The following is an 18,526-nucleotide window of genomic DNA, read 5'->3' on the forward strand; positions in this document are numbered from 1 at the left end:
CAAAGCCGAAGTGAGACCAACAAAAAAAGCAACCATCTTAAGGTCGCTTGTTCTGTATAAAAAGTTTCTTAATTTTTTAGGACAATAAAAAAACAACCTAATGGTTGTTTATCTATGGTCGGGGTGAAAGGATTCGAACCTTCGACCTCATGTTCCCAAAACACGCGCGCTACCAAGCTGCGCCACACCCCGTCGCCACTGACTATTATAATATACTATATAAAAAATCCTTTGTCAAATTTATTAGTAATTTTATTTGGATTTCTTTTTGATTTAGCTTTTATTTTCAAAAAAGTCTATTGTTATGATACCACAATTCTTTTCTTTTGTAAAATACATTTGAAGTTTCCTTGTAAGTCAGCCCACAAAGACTATAATAATAGTAGATAGGAAGGGAGTTTTATGGATACTCTTAATGAAGTTAAAAAAATTATTAACGATTCTAATAATATAGTATTTTTTGGGGGAGCGGGAGTTTCTACTGCTTCTGGTGTGCCTGATTTCAGGTCAGCTACCGGGCTTTATAATAGGAAGAACGACTCTAAATATTCTCCAGAATATATGCTTAGCCATGAGTTTTTTGTAAACCATCCTGATGAGTTTATGACTTATTGCAAGGAAAATCTTATGCTTGACGGTATTAAGCCTAACAAGGCCCACTATGCCTTGGCCAAGCTTGAGAAGATGGGCAAGCTTAAGGCTGTTATTACCCAAAATGTCGACAGTCTCCATCAAGAGGCGGGAAGCAAGAATGTAATAGAGCTTCATGGCAATTTGAGGGATTATTATTGCACAAAGTGCCATAAGAATTTTGACCTTGCCTATGTGAAGAAATTTCCTGCTGAGGCTCATTGTGATGAGTGCGGTGGGATTGTTAGACCTGATATTGTTCTTTATGGTGAGGGTCTTGATCAAAATAATATTTCCTATGCAGTTAATTTAATTGCCCAGGCTGATGTTTTGATTGTTGGTGGGACTAGCCTTGTGGTTTATCCCGCAGCTGGCCTGATTGATTTTTATAGGGGCAATAAATTAGTTTTGATCAATAAGGATACTACTCCTAGAGATAGTATTGCAGATTACATTATAAATGGCGATATTGCTGAAGTTATGGATAGTTTGGTAGGTGATTAGGTGCAGAAAAAATACGGTATTGATGAGTACGGGATATTTTTAGTTTGGATTGCGATTGTAGCAGTTCTTGTGGCTTATTTTATTAAGTCTACAGTATTGAATGGCATATCTTCTTTTATTGTAATTTATGCCATTTTTAGGACCATGTCTACAAATGTTGCAAAGAGGAGTCAGGAAAACCAGGTTTTTGTTGAAAATGTTATTAATCCAATCAAGGGTATTTTTGGCAAAGATAAGGCTAATAAGACTGGGTCTAAGGAAGCTGGCTTTAAGTATATTTCTTGTCCTTCTTGTGGACAAAAGTTAAGAATTCCTAAAAATAAGGGCAAAATCAAGGTAAGATGCCCAAAATGCAAGGAGAAATTCGATGCTAAAAGCTAAGCTTTTAGCATTTTTTATGTTTTTTAGAAATATAAATTAATTTAAAATTTTTTTTACTTTAGTATTTATTTTTTTAAATAAGGTTGTATAATTTGGTTGAAAGGGGAGTAATAAATGCCAAGATTAATAGGAACAGTTGCAATGGGCCTTAGGGCACCAATTGTTAAAAAAGGTGACAATCTAGTTGATATTGTCGGTGATATTGTTGAGGAAGTAGCTAGAAATGAAGTTAAACTTCGCGATAAGGATGTAGTTGCTGTAACTGAGTCACTTCTTGCTAGAAGCCAAGGTAATTATGCTACAATTGAGCAAATTGCTAAGGATTTTGCAAATAAGTTTGATGGTGATGAGGTTGCTATACTATTTCCAATTCTTTCAAGGAATAGATTTTCAATAATGTTAAAGGCTTTTGCCCTATCAGGCAAAAAGCTACACATTTGCCTATCTTACCCATCTGATGAGGTTGGAAACTTTGTTATGGACGAGATGGATCTTTTCAATTCTGATGTTAATGCTTATACAGATGTTTTAAGCCTTGAAGAATTTAGAAAGGTTGCAGGTGATTATAAGCATCTTTTCACAGATATGGCTTATCCAGAATTTTATAAAGAACTCGCACCAAATTCTGAAATTCATTTCTTAAATAATCCTGTGGATGCCTTAAGATTTACAGATAATGTCTTAGTTGCGTCAATCCACACAAGAAACCTTGTTAAAAGACAACTTGTGGAAGCAGGAGCAAAGAAAGTTTTAAAACTTGATGAAATTCTTACAGAATCTGTAGATGGTTCAGGATTTAACCCAGACTACGGTCTTCTAGGTTCAAACCTTTCTACAGGTAATAAAGTAAAACTATTTCCAAGAGATGCCCAAGATTTTGTTGATAAGCTTCAAAAAAGACTTATAAATGAAACTGGTAAACATATTGAAGTTATGGTTTATGGTGACGGAGCCTTCAAAGATCCTGTTGGACACATTTGGGAGCTTGCAGACCCAGTTGTATCACCAGGTTTCACAGATGGACTTGTAGGTACACCATATGAATTAAAACTAAAATACGTTGCTGATAATGATTTGGCAGAACTTTCCGGCGAAGAGGCTGCTGAAGAATTTAAGAAACTAGTTAGAAATAAGGATAAAAATACAGATGAAAATAAGAGACTAGGTACTACACCTAGACAAATTACAGACCTCTTAGGTTCTCTATCAGACCTAATTTCAGGTTCTGGAGATAAGGGTACACCTGTTGTTTTAATCCAAGGATATTTTGATAATTATTCAAACGATTAGGTAAAAATAAATAATGAGTAAATGAACCAACTTTGGCTAATGAACTAGCATAAAAGTTGGTTCATTGTATAATTGATACATACAGAAAAATGTAAATTTTATTAAGATGGAGAGTAGAATTGAAAACCGATGAATCTATTGATTTAGGCCAAAAAGACAAGCAACTGATTAGAAATATCGACGAACGTAATGTTAAAACTAAGGAATACAAACTATTTTGGATGAGTTTTGCTGCCATTCTCATGGCGTGTGGAACCCACTTTTTTAAATATCCCAATTCTTTTGTAATAGGTGGTGTAGAGGGTATGAGTATTATCACTTCAATGTTTGTGCCCTTTAACCGTCCCCAACTAACACTTTTTTACAACGTGGTTTTATTAGTTATAGGATTTTTTATTTTTGGCAAGAAATTTACAATAAGGACCGGCTATGTTGCTATCCTTAACTCGCTAACAGCTCTTGCCCTCGAGAGATTTTTCCCGATTAATGGCTCTCTTACAGGCAATAAGATGCTTGAACTTGTTTTCACTCTCTTGATGAGCTCAGTGGGTTCTGCGATTTTATTTAACTTAGCTGCTTCATCAGGTGGTACAGATATTATCGCTATGATTATGAAAAAATACTCCTCACTTGAGGTTGGTAAGTCCCTTCTTGTTGTAGATTCGATTTTTACAATAGCTTCTATTAAGATATTTGGTATAGAAATAGGCTTATTTTCTATCTTGGGTCTTATGATGAAAGGTATTTTTGTGGATGCCATAATTGGTTCAATGAACACAGCCAAACTCTTTATAATTATAACATCAAAGACTGAAGAAATAGGAAACTTTATCAAAAAAGACCTAAATAGGTCAGCTACAATTGTAGATGCCAGGGGCCTTTACAAGGGTACAAATATTTCGGTCTTTCTATGTGTGACAAGTAATTTCGAGTCTGCTAAATTTAGGTCTTTTATCAAAAAAATTGACCCATATTCATTTATTACCATCTTAAATACCTCGTCAATTATAGGTAAGGGTTGGTATTCGTCAGACACTGACCTTGATAATAACGACTGATTGTTTAAAGGGGCTGATGCGGGTAAAATACTAGTAGGAAGGTGATTGAAGATGCGAAAAATTATAAAAATTATATTAATAAGTGTACTAACTTTAAACCTAAGCTTTACTAGTTTTGCATCAGATGCCCAACAAGTTGTTCCCCAGAAACCTGGCAAGAAAATAATCCCAGCTGAGAGTGTACCTGTTAATAACCCTGAAGATTCGCAAAAAGATTCTGATAAAAAAGGGGAAAATAGAGCGGCAGACCCTCAAGTAGAACCAGGAAAAAAAGAAGAAATAAATGGAAATGAGCCTAAAAACGAGGATTCTGTTTATAAGGAAAAGAGAGATAATAAAGAAAATCCAGCTGAAGTAAAAGATGGACAAGCTGAAAAAGATTCAAATCCAGATATGGAGAGGCTTGAAAAAGTTGTCGATGACTTGGTTACTAAACTAGATAAAAATTCGAATCTTTCTAAGGCCCTAGCTGAGATGCAAGCGCAAAAAGCTAACACCACTAGCAAGAATCTTAGCCAGAAAACAGAGGAAGTTCTTAAGGATTACAACAAAAAGATTCAAACTGCAAGCTCCGCTAAGGAGAGAAAAGAATTGGAAAATGAGGCGGCAAAAAAAATCCAGTCAATAAGTGAAAGCAAACTGACTGGTAATGGAATTGATTCTAAAGAATTAAACTCTTCTGAAAATATTCCTGAAAAAAAGAAAAAAATCCTTCTTGAAGTTAAACCAGATAAGGTTGAGGATGAAGAAGATAGAAATCAAATTCTAGCCTTAAACCCTACAAGTGAAGTCGAAGAAGAAGAGATATTTTTCCTAGAAAATCCAATTGTTATTATTACTTCAATTTTTATAATTGCCCTAGTAGTGGCAATTGGAATCGTGATTAGAAATAACGAGAAAAAAGAAAAACGTAAATCAAATAAATAAAGTTTTGCAAAACAAAAGAGGCCCAAGGGCCTCTAAATTTTTTATTATTCAGCTTCGAACATATCTTTGCCAACACCACAAACTGGGCATACCCAATCTTCTGGAAGATCAGCAAATTCTGTACCGGCTTCTATACCGTTATCAACATCACCTTCAGCTGGATCGTAAATGTATCCACATGCTGTACATACGTATTTCATAAAATGTCTCCTTTCATAATCTACTATGTTCTTATTATACCACAGATTTAAAATTTTAAACAGAAAACTTTTAGAACAAGTCTAAAGAAGCCTTAAATTATTAAAATGATAGGAAAATTAAAAAAGGGGTAAGAATATTTTAGGAGATAGGAATGGATATAATTAGAGAGGTCATAAATTCTGACCTGAAAGATATAAAAAAATTTAGGGATAAGTTTATTGATGTCCTTCATGCAAAGAATTATGAAGAAAGTCAAATATATAAGCTTAGATTGATTTTAGACGAACTTGTGGCAAATTCTTATAAGCACGGCAACAAAAAAGACAAGACAAGGCTTATAGACATTTCCATAGTTTTTGATGAAGCCTATCTTTTAATCAAGGTCAGCGACGAAGGTTCGGGGATTAAATTTGTAAATAAAAGCCAAAAATTTTCTGAATCTGGCAGGGGAATTGACCTTGTAAAGAAGTTATCTGATGAGGTTATTATAAATAAAACTACCATTGCCTGTCTAATACGAAATTCTTAACAACATCCTTTAGGGGATGTTTTTATTTGCCAATAATTGATAATTAATTCACATTAGGTATAATATATTGATAGAATTTGTTAGCATGAAAGAAGGATTTAATGATTAGAGAAGATGTTAGAAATGTAGCAATAATTGCCCACGTAGACCACGGAAAAACAACACTTGTAGACGGCCTACTTAAAACATCAGGTTTATTTAGAGAAAATGAAGCAGTAAAAGAAAGGGTTATGGATTCTGATACTATTGAAAAAGAAAGAGGTATCACTATCCTTGCCAAAAATACTGCTGTATCTTATAAAGGCATGAAAATTAATATTATAGACACCCCAGGCCACGCCGATTTCGGTGGGGAAGTTGAAAGGGTGCTCAATATGGCGGAATCAGTTGTACTTGTTGTAGACAGCCACGAAGGACCAATGCCACAAACTAAGTTTGTTCTTAAAAAGGCGATAGAAATGGGACTTCCTGCCATAATTTGTATCAACAAGGTCGATAGACCAGATCAAAGGATAGATGAGGTTGAGGATGAAATCTTAGACTTATTTATTTCCTTAAATGCAGATGAGTCTTATCTTGAAAGTCCATTCGTATTTGCATCAGCCAAACAAGGTTGGGCAAGTCTTGAAAAAGACGTAGTTAAGGAAGATATGACAGACCTCCTTGATACTATAATCGAATATACACCAGCCTTTGAGGCGCCAGATACAGATAACTTCAAGGTTTTAGTTTCAACTACAGACTACAATGACTACCTAGGCACAATTGCTATTGGTAAGGTTGAGTCTGGCATAATTAGGAAAAACGCCCCAGCTATTATCACCAATTACAACGAAAAAGATAGATTAGTTAAGTCAAAAATCGTAACAATTTATGAATTTGACGGCCTAAACAGAGTTGAGGTTGAAGAATCTAAGTTCGGTTCAATTGTAGCTATTTCAGGTATGGAAGATATTGGAATTGGCGATACCATTGGTACAGAAAGTGATCACGAACCAATCGAATTTACAAAGATTTCTGAGCCGACACTTTCCATGACTTTTTCTGTAAATGATTCACCTTTTGCAGGCCGTGATGGTAAGTATGTAACAAGTAGGCATATAAGAGATAGGCTCTATAAAGAGGCAGAAACAGACGTTTCCCTTAGAGTTGAACCAACTGATACAACCGAGGCCTTCAAGGTTTCAGGTAGGGGCGAACTCCACTTATCAGTTTTAATAGAAAACCTTAGAAGAGAAGGTTATGAATTTCAAGTTTCCAAACCAGAAGTAATGTTTAAGACTGACGAAAATGGTAAAAAACTCGAACCAATCGAAATTGCAACTATTGACGTCGACCAAGAATATACTGGATCAATCATAGAAAAACTTGGACGCAGAAAGGGTGAAATGATTGATATGCACCCATCAGCATCAGGTTACACCAGATTAATCTTTAGGATACCAGCAAGAGGCCTTATTGGTTACAGAACAGAATTTATGACCGATACCAAAGGAACAGGAATTTTAAACACAGAATTTGAAGGTTATGACAGATATAAGGGTGATCTTGAAAGAAGACCTTTAGGAAGCCTTATTGCCACAGAAAAAGGCCTTGCAACAGCCTACGGCCTAAATGCAGCCCAATCTAGGGGCCAACTATTTATCGAGCCAGGCGAGGAAATCTACGAAGGCTTAATCGTAGGATCAAATGCCAAGGGACTTGATATTGACGTAAATATTTGCAAAAAGAAAAAGATGACCAACACTAGAGCAAGTGGTAGCGATGACGCAATCATCCTCACACCTGCCAAGAAGATGAGTGTTGAAGAAATGATGGAATTTGTTGAAGAGGACGAATTAATCGAGATTACTCCTCACTATCTAAGGATTAGGAAAAAAATCCTTGATGCCCAAAAGAGATATAAGTCCAAAAAATAGGAGTTGTTATGGAAAATAAGTTTGAAAGAAGAATGAGTAAAACACTGGTTTTTCTTATCATGGTCTTATTTCTCTTAACTATTTCACAAAGATTTGCGAGTGGATGGGTCTTAAGTCTAGCCTGGTATGTTTTATTTATAATTTCCTGGCTAGGCATGTTGGCTTTTAGCTTTGATGTACTTTTAAATAAAAATGCCAGAGGCTTTTCCATCTTCCTTGCCATAATGACAAGCATTGCCTTTGCATTTTTATCAATCCACGGCCTTTCAGCCTTGGCGATTTTTGTAAGGGCTTTGCCTCGAAAGATCGTTATTAATAACGATTTCTTCCTGGCTAATAACCAGCTGATTTTTTATTCAAGCTTGGTTATTGTGTATTTTCTCCACCTTGTAAACGCAATCTCTCTTAGGGATAAGGAACAAATAGTAGAGGATAAAGATCTTAGTGAAGAAGAGTTAAGAAGAATTAGGGATGAAAAGTTAGACAGTATAATTGCTGAGATTGATAGTCAAGCTGATAGTTTAAGCGATGAGGATAGTCAAGCTGACGGTCTAAGCGATGAGGATAGGCAGATACTAAATTCTCACATCTTAGATGATGGAGATGAACAAGGATCGGAGATTTAATATGGCTAAACAAAATATTTCTTTGTCTGTAATCAAGAGACTTCCTAAGTACTATAGGTACCTTGAAAGCATTAATGAAAAGGGAATAATTAGGGTATCATCAAAAGAGCTATCAGATATAACAGGCCTTACAGCCAGCCAAATTAGGCAAGATTTGAACCACTTTGGTTGCTTTGGCCAACAAGGCTATGGCTATAATGTAAAAGAGCTTATTGATGAATTGTCAAAGATTATCGGAGTGGATAAGGATTATAAACTGATTCTTATAGGCTATGGTAACATAGGCCACGCCCTTTACCAATACCAGTCTTTTAGGGAACTTGGTTATGAGTTTGAGGCAGTTTTTGATAAGGAAGCCAAGGCCCTTTCAGATTCTAATCTTAAGGTAAGAGATGTCAATGAATTGGCTGATTTCTTAGAGAAAAACACCATAGATATTGGAATTATTGCCACACCAAAAGAAGCGGCACAAGATGTGGCAGATGTTTTATGCAAGGGCGGAGTCAGAGGTATTTGGAACTTCTCACCAGTTGATTTGAAGGTATCAAATGGTGCGGTTATCGAATCTGTTCACCTTGATGAATCGCTATTCACCTTGACATACTTTATGAATTCCCCAGAGGATTTTATATTTTAGATGAATGTACTTAATGTATCGAACTTGGCCAAATCATATCCCAATAAAGAGATATTTTCTGGCCTAAGTTTCAATTTAGAAAAGGGAGATAAGGCAGGACTGGTTGGACTAAACGGTGCTGGCAAGTCTACCCTTTTTAATATTTTAACAGGAAGGCTAAGGCCAGACGATGGGAAGATTTTCATTCCCCAAGACGTTAAAGTTGGGTATTTGGAACAAATCCTAAGCCTTGATTCTGATATGACCATCTATGATTATTGCCTGTCGGTTTTTGAAGGTTTAATTAAGCTTGAATCTGAGATTAGAGACCTTGAAAAAAAGATGAGTACAGAAACAGATCCTGACAAGCTTGCCGCAATCATGGATGAATACACAAGAAAATCTGACACCTATCACAAGGAGAATGGCTATGCCATAGAAAGTGAACTAGAAGGCACCCTATCCGCCATGGGTTTTGCCAAGGCTGATTTTAAGAAGAAAATATCAGACTTATCCGGTGGCCAAAAGGCAAGGGTGGAACTCGCAGGTCTTTTACTTGAAAAACCAGACCTGCTCTTATTAGACGAACCAACCAACCACCTTGACATCAAGGCTATAAATTTCCTAGAAACCTTTATAAAAAATTACAAGGGAACAGCAATTATCATCTCCCACGACAGGTATTTTTTGGATGCAACTGTAAATAGGATGATGGTCCTAGAAAATGGCAGGCTTTCATCATATGCTGGCAACTATACGACTTTTATGGCCCAGAGAAAAAAGGATATGGAAGTTAGAATCCACCAATACAAGAGCCAGCAAAAGGAAATTGAAAGACAAGAAGAAATCATCGACAGGCTCAAAAACCTAGGCGGTTCCAAAAGAAAAAGAGGTATTTCCCAATCAAGGTCAAGGCAAAAACTCCTTGACAAGATGGAAAGAATTGATAAACCAATAGAACTAGCCGACACAATGAACCTTAAATTTACACCTAGGATCCAATCGGGAATGGATGTCCTAAAGGTAGAAGATTTAAGGATGTCCTTTGATGGAGAAGAGATTTTCAAAAATATATCTTTTGATATTTATAGAAACGAAAGAGCAGCCATCATCGGCGACAACGGAGTTGGAAAGACCACGCTTTTTAAAATAGTCTTAGGAGAACTCTTCCAAGACGGCGGAAAAGCCAAGATGGGCGAATCTGTAAATGTAGGATATTTTGACCAGGAACAAAAGTCATTAAATATAGAAAATACAATCTTTGATGAAATAAGAGAGACCTTTCCAATGCTTACAAACTTTGAGATTAGGTCCTATCTAGCCAAGTTTATGTTCTATGACACAGACGTCTTTAGGGAAATTTCTGAATTATCTGGTGGGGAAAGGGCGAGAATATCCCTTCTTAAGCTTATGATTTCGGATTGTAACTTTATCTTGATGGATGAGCCGACCAACCATTTGGACATCGACAGCAAGGAAATCCTAGAAGATGCCATCCTTGACTTTGAGGGGACCCTTTTGATAATTTCCCACGACAGGTATTTCTTAAATAAAATTGCCTCAAAAATCTTAGATATGAAATCCGATAGGATGGACCTTTATCTTGGCAATTACGATTATTATCAGGAAAAACTCAGGGAAATGAGTCTGACTGAGGAAGAAAAATCGACTGTAACCAAGACCCAAGTCAAAAAGGAAAGAAAAAAAGAAAAACTCAAAAGAGATGAAGTTAAGGCCGTTAGGAAAAAAATCAGGGACATAGAAAAAGATATGGAAGATATCGATAAAAAGCTTAAAGATTTGACCAAAGAAAGTCTGGCGGAAGGCTTTTATGACGACCAGGCTAGGGTGGCTGAGCTTTTTAGGGAAATGAAAGATCTCGAAGACATGAGAGATGACCTTGACGAAAATTGGCTTGCCCTTAATTTGGAACTTGAAGAATGATTGAAGAGCTCGAATAAGGGTATTAATTAGCTAAGGAGACTTGTATGGGAAAATTTATGAAATTTCTATATTCTTTTATGTTAATAGTCTTAGTCCTCTTGGGATCCTTGTTTTTGGCTTTGGGAATAGACATAAATAGCGTTGGTAATTTTTTTATTGATGCTGAATTCCTAAATATTTTAATATCCAATGAGGTCTTTATAAAGGGATTTTTTATTAGCATTGGCGTCATTTTGATTGTATTTTCAATCATAATCCTTATGGTTCTTAAGAAAAATTCTAACAGGGGCTATGATGTTCTCTTGGAAGATGAGAAGGGAAGCGTACTTTTAACTAGAAAATCTCTAGAGGCTGTGATGGAAAAATCGGTCAACAAATTTTTTGAAGCCAAATGCGTATCCGCTAAGGCAGTAATTGTTGAAAATCAAAGAATAGATGCAAAATGCCTGGTAGATTATTTTGGCAATGAAGATATAAAGGCTCTTTCGGAAAGAATAAGGGCGGAAATAATAAAAAATTTAACGGATTTTACAGAAATTACTGACATAAGATTAGATTTAAAGCTTGATAAGAAAGAAATAGAAGAGAGAAGAGATGGAAGACATTAAGAAAAACAAAGATCCTAGTATGGTAGATGTTGAGATGAGAAAACTTGATATGAAAGAAAAATCCAGGGCATCATTTCTCGCCTTCTATCGAATTAATAAGGGCAAGGTAAATTCTCTTGTACTTAGCTTTTTGACCCTCATTTGCCTATTTAACTTTGGTTTTTTCAAAACCTTGGGTATTTGGGTAGTGATGTTAATTGGCTATTTTATAGGAGCTTATTTTGATAGAGATGTTAGAGTGCTTCAAATTATAAGGAAGATTTTAAATTAAGGAGAGAATCATGACAGAAAATTTAAACAAAGAAGAAGTTAAAAAAGACCTTAACGACGGTAGGGAATTAGAATACGAAGAATCAAAATTAATCATAGAAGATAAGGTAGTTGCAAAAATCGCAAGAATTGCCATCAACAATGTAGACGGTATCCTTGATATGAAGGGCAATATCGCTGATTCTATTGGATCATTCTTTGGTTCAAATGACAGGTCAACAGCTGGTGTTAATGTAGAAGTTGGCGAAAAAGAAGCAAAAATCAACCTAGATGTAATAATCGAATACGGCAAAAACGCTCGTCAAATCTTCAATGACATCCAAAGAACAGTTGGCCAAAATGTTAAGGAAATGACTGGCCTAGATGTTGTGACAGTAAATGTTGATGTGGTTGATGTCCTAACTAAGAAAGAATACCAAGAAAAACAACAATCAGCCAAAGAAAGCGACAAAACCACAAATAATTATTAAGTTTTAGGGCCGCGAGGCCCTTTTTTGAGGTAGGTATGAGAGAAATATTTGAAGAAAAAACCAAACAATATTTCATCATCGGAATCTTATTGATAGGGATCTTTTTTGGATTTTTTTACCTAGATAAGATAGGAGAAATCCTTGGCACAGCCTACAAGGTATTTAGACCAATTGTATACGGCCTTGTAATTGCCTTTATCATCAACCTTCCGATGAACTTTTTTTATGATGAAATTTTTACAAAATTTATAAAAGACGACAAGCACGAAAGATTAAGAAGATCTTTATCCCTAATCCTATCCTGGATCATATTTTTTGCTACGGTAACTTTAGTCCTTACAGTTCTAATCCCAGAATTAACAAGGGCTGTAGGAGTTATTTCAGCAAATATTCCAGTATTTATGGATTCCTTGATAGATTTTTTAAATGGATCAAAGATTTTTACTAAGGTTGCAGATTTAATTGCCACAAGGCTTGAAACAATCAATATTGAAAGGATGACCCAAAGTTTAACAAAAATTCTCCAGGACTTTTTTAGGTCTGATTCAGGATTTTTAAACAAAACAGGATCTATAATCAATTCTGTATCTCAGGGAATTTTGTCCTTATCAATTGGCTTTGTCTTCTCACTTTATGTCTCAATGAATAAGACAAAACTTAAAAATGGAGCGGCAAGACTTGTCTTTGCCAACCTAAGTGAGAAAACAGCCAAGCAATTGGTTTATGTATCAAAACTTTCCTACGATTCCTTTGCGAGATTTCTTGAAACAAGGATTCTATCCTGCATAGCTCTTGGTATTGGATGTTTTATAGGAATGACTATTTTAAGGATGCCATCAGCTGGCATGATTTCAATCCTGATGGGAGCCTTTGATATGATTCCTTATATAGGTGCCTTCCTTGCAACATCGATTGGAATAATCTTGATCTTTACCTTTTCACCAGGTAAGGCCCTAGTTTTCCTAATCTTTGTCCTTATTTTGCAAAATGTCCAACAACAGGTATTTTATCCCCTTGTTATCGGAAAACACCAAGGACTTCCACCAATATGGATATTTGTTTCAGTAATAATCGGTGGTGGATTATTTGGAATATTTGGTATGATTGCCTTCATCCCACTTGCAACAGTCCTTTACACCTTAATTGAAGATAACACAAAGAGGAAACTTAGAAACAGGGAAATCACTGATGGGGAAATAGAAAAATTAACAAACAAAACCTTCCTTGAATTAAGGGAAGAAAGAGAAGAATCTTATAAATAAAAAATAACCTTCTTACTTTCATTTGATTATGGAAATAAGAAGGCTTTTTAATTTGGAAATATCTGGAAAAGAGTTTTATTAATTATCAAAATCTTCAAAAATTACAAGGAGACTTCCTTCTTTGACATTTATCTTGAAATCACAGCCCTTAGTTTCATTGGAAACACCGAGGGCATCGTCGTTTGCCATCTCGTAATTTTCTAGTTCATAAAATAGTCCTTTTATATCGAGAACTGATTTTTCTCTTAGGGAAAAAATTGACACATAAAAATCTTTGCCATCATACTTATAGGAAAAATCTTCGTCGATAATAAATATTTCCTTGCCGTCTGCCTTAAGCCTAATATCTATGCCTTTCTTTTTGTAAAAAAACATAGACTTGATATTTGAAATGGTGTGGCTTTCCCTGCCACCAAGGCCTGCGTAGATTATTATTTCCTTATAGTCTTTTTCTATAGCAAAATCAATGGCTGCGACTGTATCCGTAAAGTCCTTGATAGGGTTTAGGGCGATTAGATTTTTAAAATCTGGTTTACTTGCTGAGTCAAAATCGCCAATTATATAGTCTGGCAAAATGCCAGCTTCCTTGGCGTATTTATAGCCCTTATCGGCTGCAATAACTAGATCGGCATCGGTTACTTGGTCAAAAAATCCATCAAAGCTTCCGCCGCCAATTATAAAACATCTTTTCATAAATTCTCCTTTTTTATATTATAACACAGAAAACCCATCCTAACTATTTTTTGAAAAAAAGGTAAAATACAATTAAATAAAAAATAAGAAGGAATAATATGAGAAAACTCGATGAAAAATCACAAAACCTACTCAAAGTAGTAGTTCTCGGTATTTTATTATATTTTGGATTTTACTATATAGAAAGTGTTTCAAAAGCATTTTCTAAGTTATATTTAGTACTCCAACCCTTTATATTGGGTGGAGCCCTTGCCTTTATAATAAGTATTCCGATGAACTTTTTTGAAAGACAATTTTCAAAATTAGATAAAAATGACAAACACAAAAAGCTAATAACAGTGTTAGCCCTCTTGATATCTTGGATTATAGTGTTTTTGGCATTTACCATCCTAATTACAATCCTAGTTCCATCCATTGCCAAGGTTGTAAATACCTTTATCAATAAATGGCCGGAATTTGTGGACGATATTTATAAGATGCTTCAAAAATACCCAATTACAGAACCTTATGCAGATAAATTTATGGATACTTTATCAGGTATAAGCTGGGATAATATCAAGGATGCTAGCCTAGATTTCCTTAAGGGCAATGAAGGAGATGTCTTATCCAAGGCTACAAGCCTGGTAAGCTCTGTATCAAGCGGAGTAATCGGCGTCTTTACCATGTTTGTATTTTCAATCTTTATTCTCCTTTCAAAAAGGATGCTAAAGATCAATTCCACAAGGATTTTATATGCAGTAATGAGCGAAGAAAGGGCAGATTATATCAATAAGGTCTTTTCTCTATCTTACAACACATTCAAGGATTACATCTTCTCTAGGCTAATTTCTGTAATTTGCCTATCCGTTTTAACCTTTATAGGTATGTTTGTAATGAGAATACCAAATGCGGTTATGATTTCTCTAATAGTAGGATTTTCTGACCTAATCCCAATCTTCGGTCCAATTGTGGGAACAGCATTTTCTATGATTCTAATCTTTATAGAATCGCCATTTAAGGCCCTTGTATTTTTGATTTACAATTTGGTCATCCAACAAATCCAAGAAAACGCCATCTATCCAGCCATAGCCGGTAACAAGATTGGTCTTCCTGCAGTTTGGGTTATGGCATCAGTTACAATCGGTGGGTCACTCTTCGGTGTTTGGGGCATGCTGGTTTCTATTCCAGTTGTGTCTGTAATCTACAGCCTAAGCCACGAAAAAATCCACCACATGCTTGAAGAAAAGGGCTTTGACGAAGAAAAACTCCTTGCCAAGGGCGATAAGATTTACAAGATAGAGGACATAGAGACTAACGATGAAGCTTACGAAGAGTAGGGACTTTGTCCCAGTTATAAGGGATAATGAAAAATTTTACGGCGGCCACCAAGAATGGCTAAAATATCTTGGCCTTTCCAAATTTTTTAGGGATAGGTCTTGCGTTGTGACAGCCTTCACCAACTGCTTTTTCTATTTGTATAAAAATGGGCCGGTTGATTTTGAAACATACAACAAAACCCAGTACGAATTTTACAAAAGGATAAGGCCAAAAGCCAACGGTGTGCCAACAGCAAAATCCCTCCTAAGAAGGATTGACATCATAAATCACGCCTTGGGACTCAATTTATCCTACAGAATCCTTGAGGGAAATCTCATAAAAAGACTAAGTCTTGGTCAGATGATTTCTTTTATAAAGGAGGGCCTTGCTAAGGATACGCCAGTCATCCTCATAAATTGGCTATCAAGGGACGTTGACATCATGAGCCACCACGGACTTTGCATCACAGAGATGAATGAAAAAGACGGCAGGCATGAAGTCGTGGTTTCTTCTTGGGGCAGACGTCACACTTTTTACCTAGAAGATTTTTACAAACAGGCTAGGACCTATACAGGCTTAATTTATTTTACAAAATAATCTAAGGGCGAGAGAAATCTCGCTCTTTTTTACTTAATTTTTTATTGGCCCTTATGATTGAAATTACAAGAGCTTTGAACTTGATAAAAAGAGAACAAAGTAATCAAACTTGATAAAATTAACAAACAAACTATAGTAGGTATAGAGCAAGATTCTTGATAAAACAAGGTCTGGCAAAGATTTTTACTAATTTAGTGTGGTCACAAAAATTTATTTTATTTATTAGCAATATTTAGCCACTGTAAAACTTGCCAAGCTCTTAGGAAAGAAAAACCTAGTACAGAAATATAAAAATAAAAAATATATATTTATAGGAGGAAAGATGGATAAGTTAGCAAAAGACAAGTTTGCCGAGCAGTATATGGAGAACTTGCAAAGGATTACCCTAAAGAGATTTGAAGATACTTCAAACAAGGACAGATATGATGCACTTTGTGCTACAATCATGGGTCTTATCAACAAAGACTGGAGAGAGACAAAGGCTAAGGCAAGAAAAGAAAGAAAGGCCTATTATCTTTCAGCAGAATTCTTAATCGGAAGATCACTTGGAAACAACCTAATCAATCTAGGTATTTATGAAGAGGTGAAAGACTTATTATCTGAAATCGGAATCGATTTCGAATCTATCGAAGACTACGAAGACGACGCTGCACTTGGTAATGGTGGTCTAGGCAGACTTGCCGCTTGTTTTATGGACTCAGCTGCCAGCCAAAATCTAAGCTTAGTAGGCTATGGTGTAAGATACCGTGAAGGAATCTTCAAGCAAGAAATTGAAAAAGGCTTCCAAGTTGAACACGGCGATAGCTGGATTAAAGACGGTGACGGATGGTCAATTAGAGTTGATTCTGACGCTAAAATCGTTAAGTTTAGAGACCAACAAGTAAAGGCTGTTCCATATGATATGCCAGTAGTTGGCTTTGAAAATGGAGTTGTAAACACTCTTAGACTATGGCAATCAGAACCATTCGAAGAATTCGACTTTGCAAAATTCAACAACTTCGAATACGACGATGCTGTTGCTGAGAAAAATAGGGCAGAAGATATAACCAGAGTTTTATATCCAAATGATATGCAAAAGGCTGGTAAACTATTAAGACTTAAACAACAATACTTCTTCTGTTCAGCTTCAATCCAAGATATGGTAGAAACATATAAGAGAGACTTCCCAACAGATCTTAAGTTTGAAGAATTTGCAAGATACCACGTTATCCAACTTAACGATACCCACCCAATCATAGCTATTCCTGAGCTAATCAGAGTACTAGTAGATGAAAATGGAATCTTCTTTGAAGACGCCTTCAAGATTGCATCAAAGGTATTTGCTTTCACAAACCACACAGTTTTACAAGAAGCTCTTGAAAGATGGTCAGAAGACCTCATGCAAGAAGTAAGCCCAAGATGTCTAGAAATCATTGAACAAATAGATAAAAAACTAGTTGAAGAACTAAAAGAAAGAGGCTTTAGCGAAGCTCAAATAGCACCATACAGAATCATGGCAAATAACACTGTTCACATGGCAAACCTCGCTATCTATATAGGTTTCTCAGTAAACGGTGTAGCTGAAATCCACTCACAAATCCTAAAAGACGATACCTTCAAAGAATGGTACAGGATTAGCCCAGAGAAATTCAATAACAAAACAAATGGTATTACCCCAAGAAGATGGCTTGTTTACTCAAATAGAGAATTAACAGACTTCATCACAGAAAAACTTGGAACAGATACATGGAAAAATAATCTAGATCAATTAAAGGGACTTGAAAAATACCTAGATGACGAAAAAGTCCTAGAAGAACTATGGGATATCAAACAAACAAAGAAAAAACAACTTGCAAAATATATCCTAGAAAACGAAGGAATTAAGGTAGATCCAACATCAATCTTCGATATTCAAATCAAGAGGATTCACGAATACAAGAGACAACACTTAAACATCCTTCACATCATCTACCTATATCATCAATTAAAGAAAAATCCAGATATGGACTTCACACCAACAACCTTTATCTTTGGTGGTAAGGCAGCACCAGGATACTTCAGAGCAAAGGGTATGATTAAACTTGCCAACGAAGTAGCAAGAGTAGTAAATAACGATCCTGATGTAAACAAAAAGATGAAAGTTATCTTCGTAGAAAACTACAGAGTAACCTACGCAGAAAAACTCTTCCCAGCAGCTGATGTTTCAGAACAAATCTCAACAGCAGGTAAGGAAGCAAGCGGTACAGGAAACATGAAATTCATGTTAAACGGTGCTCTAACACTTGGTACCCTTGATGGAGCCAACGTAGAAATCTTTGCAGAAGCAGGAGAAGAAAACAACTACCGATTTGGAGCTACAGTTGAAGAGCTAGCAGAAATCGCTGATTCATACAACCCATTCGAATATTATAGTAAGGATGAAAATATCAAAGACGTAGTAGATTCCCTAGTAAGCGGAGAATTCAAAGACAACGACACCTACTACTTCCTAGACATCTATAACGAACTAATCAAGCCACAAAACGGCGAAAGAGGAGACCAATACTACCTCCTAAAAGATTTTGAATCTTATAGACAAACCCATGCTAAACTAAACAAGGAATATAGAAACAAACTAGAATGGTCTAGAAAATGTCTAAAGAATATCGCAAATGCAGGATTCTTCTCATCAGACAGAACAATTGTAAACTACGCTGATGACATCTGGAAAATAGACTAGGAAGAAA

19 protein-coding genes and 1 tRNA gene are annotated in these 18,526 nt (G+C 35.7%); 17 read left to right on the top strand and 3 right to left on the bottom strand.

Annotated elements, in window-relative coordinates:
• Positions 1 to 115: 115 nt before the first annotated feature.
• Positions 116 to 192, bottom strand: a tRNA-Pro gene (locus tag AC1EJ5_RS06195).
• Positions 193 to 402: 210 nt separating this feature from the next.
• Here AC1EJ5_RS06195 and AC1EJ5_RS06200 point away from each other — a divergent pair.
• The 5 genes from AC1EJ5_RS06200 to AC1EJ5_RS06220 all read left to right on the top strand — a co-directional run bounded on the left by AC1EJ5_RS06200 (position 403) and on the right by AC1EJ5_RS06220 (position 4,790).
• Positions 403 to 1,134, top strand: a complete 732-nt coding sequence (locus AC1EJ5_RS06200; RefSeq protein ID WP_479815193.1) for an NAD-dependent protein deacylase — start codon at positions 403 to 405, stop codon at positions 1,132 to 1,134.
• Positions 1,135 to 1,515 (top strand): zinc ribbon domain-containing protein, encoded by a 381-nt coding sequence (locus AC1EJ5_RS06205; RefSeq protein WP_223419334.1) that lies wholly within the window; start codon positions 1,135 to 1,137, stop codon positions 1,513 to 1,515.
• Between the two features lie 114 nt (positions 1,516 to 1,629).
• Positions 1,630 to 2,805: a coenzyme F420-0:L-glutamate ligase gene (locus AC1EJ5_RS06210; protein ID WP_223419337.1), complete on the top strand. Its 1,176-nt coding sequence runs from the start codon at positions 1,630 to 1,632 to the stop codon at positions 2,803 to 2,805.
• 119 nt (positions 2,806 to 2,924) lie between these two features.
• A complete protein-coding gene (locus AC1EJ5_RS06215; protein WP_308749200.1) occupies positions 2,925 to 3,863 on the top strand; it encodes a YitT family protein in 939 nt (312 codons plus the stop codon).
• 51 nt (positions 3,864 to 3,914) lie between these two features.
• Positions 3,915 to 4,790 carry a hypothetical protein gene (locus tag AC1EJ5_RS06220; protein WP_308749199.1) on the top strand — a complete coding sequence of 292 codons (876 nt, stop codon included), beginning with the start codon at positions 3,915 to 3,917 and terminating at the stop codon, positions 4,788 to 4,790.
• A 44-nt stretch (positions 4,791 to 4,834) separates the two neighbouring features.
• On the opposite strand, the gene rd is transcribed toward AC1EJ5_RS06220, so the two are convergent.
• Positions 4,835 to 4,990, bottom strand: a complete 156-nt coding sequence (gene rd / locus AC1EJ5_RS06225) for a rubredoxin (protein WP_004828001.1) — start codon at positions 4,988 to 4,990, stop codon at positions 4,835 to 4,837.
• A gap of 152 nt (positions 4,991 to 5,142) precedes the next feature.
• Between rd and AC1EJ5_RS06230 the strand changes: the two genes are divergently transcribed.
• The 9 genes from AC1EJ5_RS06230 to AC1EJ5_RS06270 all read left to right on the top strand — a co-directional run bounded on the left by AC1EJ5_RS06230 (position 5,143) and on the right by AC1EJ5_RS06270 (position 13,235).
• Positions 5,143 to 5,520, top strand: coding sequence for an ATP-binding protein (locus AC1EJ5_RS06230; RefSeq protein WP_308749198.1), 378 nt, complete (start codon positions 5,143 to 5,145; stop codon positions 5,518 to 5,520).
• A gap of 101 nt (positions 5,521 to 5,621) precedes the next feature.
• Positions 5,622 to 7,439 (top strand): translational GTPase TypA, encoded by a 1,818-nt coding sequence (typA, locus tag AC1EJ5_RS06235; protein WP_308749197.1) that lies wholly within the window; start codon positions 5,622 to 5,624, stop codon positions 7,437 to 7,439.
• Between the two features lie 8 nt (positions 7,440 to 7,447).
• Positions 7,448 to 8,065, top strand: coding sequence for a hypothetical protein (locus AC1EJ5_RS06240; RefSeq protein WP_479815196.1), 618 nt, complete (start codon positions 7,448 to 7,450; stop codon positions 8,063 to 8,065).
• 1 nt (position 8,066) lies between these two features.
• A complete protein-coding gene (locus tag AC1EJ5_RS06245; protein WP_223419353.1) occupies positions 8,067 to 8,702 on the top strand; it encodes a redox-sensing transcriptional repressor Rex in 636 nt (211 codons plus the stop codon).
• On the top strand, positions 8,703 to 10,625 hold the full coding sequence (gene abc-f, locus AC1EJ5_RS06250; protein WP_479815198.1) for a ribosomal protection-like ABC-F family protein: 1,923 nt from the start codon (positions 8,703 to 8,705) through the stop codon (positions 10,623 to 10,625).
• A gap of 44 nt (positions 10,626 to 10,669) precedes the next feature.
• The gene (amaP, locus tag AC1EJ5_RS06255; protein ID WP_479815200.1) at positions 10,670 to 11,233 is read left to right on the top strand and encodes an alkaline shock response membrane anchor protein AmaP; all 564 of its coding nucleotides are present in this window, start codon (positions 10,670 to 10,672) and stop codon (positions 11,231 to 11,233) included.
• Positions 11,220 to 11,504 (top strand): DUF2273 domain-containing protein, encoded by a 285-nt coding sequence (locus AC1EJ5_RS06260; RefSeq protein WP_308749192.1) that lies wholly within the window; start codon positions 11,220 to 11,222, stop codon positions 11,502 to 11,504. Before amaP ends, AC1EJ5_RS06260 begins: the two co-directional genes overlap by 14 nt.
• A gap of 10 nt (positions 11,505 to 11,514) precedes the next feature.
• Positions 11,515 to 11,973, top strand: a complete 459-nt coding sequence (locus AC1EJ5_RS06265) for an Asp23/Gls24 family envelope stress response protein (RefSeq protein WP_308749191.1) — start codon at positions 11,515 to 11,517, stop codon at positions 11,971 to 11,973.
• A gap of 35 nt (positions 11,974 to 12,008) precedes the next feature.
• Entirely contained in the window at positions 12,009 to 13,235 is a 1,227-nt protein-coding gene (locus tag AC1EJ5_RS06270) for an AI-2E family transporter (RefSeq protein ID WP_348938141.1), read from the top strand.
• A 78-nt stretch (positions 13,236 to 13,313) separates the two neighbouring features.
• Here the strand turns inward: AC1EJ5_RS06270 and AC1EJ5_RS06275 are convergent, their stop codons facing one another.
• Complete coding sequence (locus AC1EJ5_RS06275) at positions 13,314 to 13,928, bottom strand: thiamine diphosphokinase (protein WP_308749189.1); 615 nt, start codon at positions 13,926 to 13,928, stop codon at positions 13,314 to 13,316.
• A 98-nt stretch (positions 13,929 to 14,026) separates the two neighbouring features.
• Here AC1EJ5_RS06275 and AC1EJ5_RS06280 point away from each other — a divergent pair, with 98 nt between their 5' ends.
• The 3 genes from AC1EJ5_RS06280 to AC1EJ5_RS06290 all read left to right on the top strand — a co-directional run bounded on the left by AC1EJ5_RS06280 (position 14,027) and on the right by AC1EJ5_RS06290 (position 18,519).
• On the top strand, positions 14,027 to 15,244 hold the full coding sequence (locus AC1EJ5_RS06280; protein ID WP_223419371.1) for an AI-2E family transporter: 1,218 nt from the start codon (positions 14,027 to 14,029) through the stop codon (positions 15,242 to 15,244).
• On the top strand, positions 15,225 to 15,821 hold the full coding sequence (locus tag AC1EJ5_RS06285; protein WP_479815203.1) for a hypothetical protein: 597 nt from the start codon (positions 15,225 to 15,227) through the stop codon (positions 15,819 to 15,821). The genes AC1EJ5_RS06280 and AC1EJ5_RS06285 overlap by 20 nt, the downstream gene beginning before the upstream one ends.
• A 322-nt stretch (positions 15,822 to 16,143) precedes the next feature.
• Positions 16,144 to 18,519, top strand: coding sequence for a glycogen/starch/alpha-glucan phosphorylase (locus AC1EJ5_RS06290; RefSeq protein WP_479815205.1), 2,376 nt, complete (start codon positions 16,144 to 16,146; stop codon positions 18,517 to 18,519).
• The last annotated feature ends 7 nt before the right edge of the window (positions 18,520 to 18,526 follow it).

It is taken from the genome of Anaerococcus sp. C0059F3 (assembly GCF_056590475.1).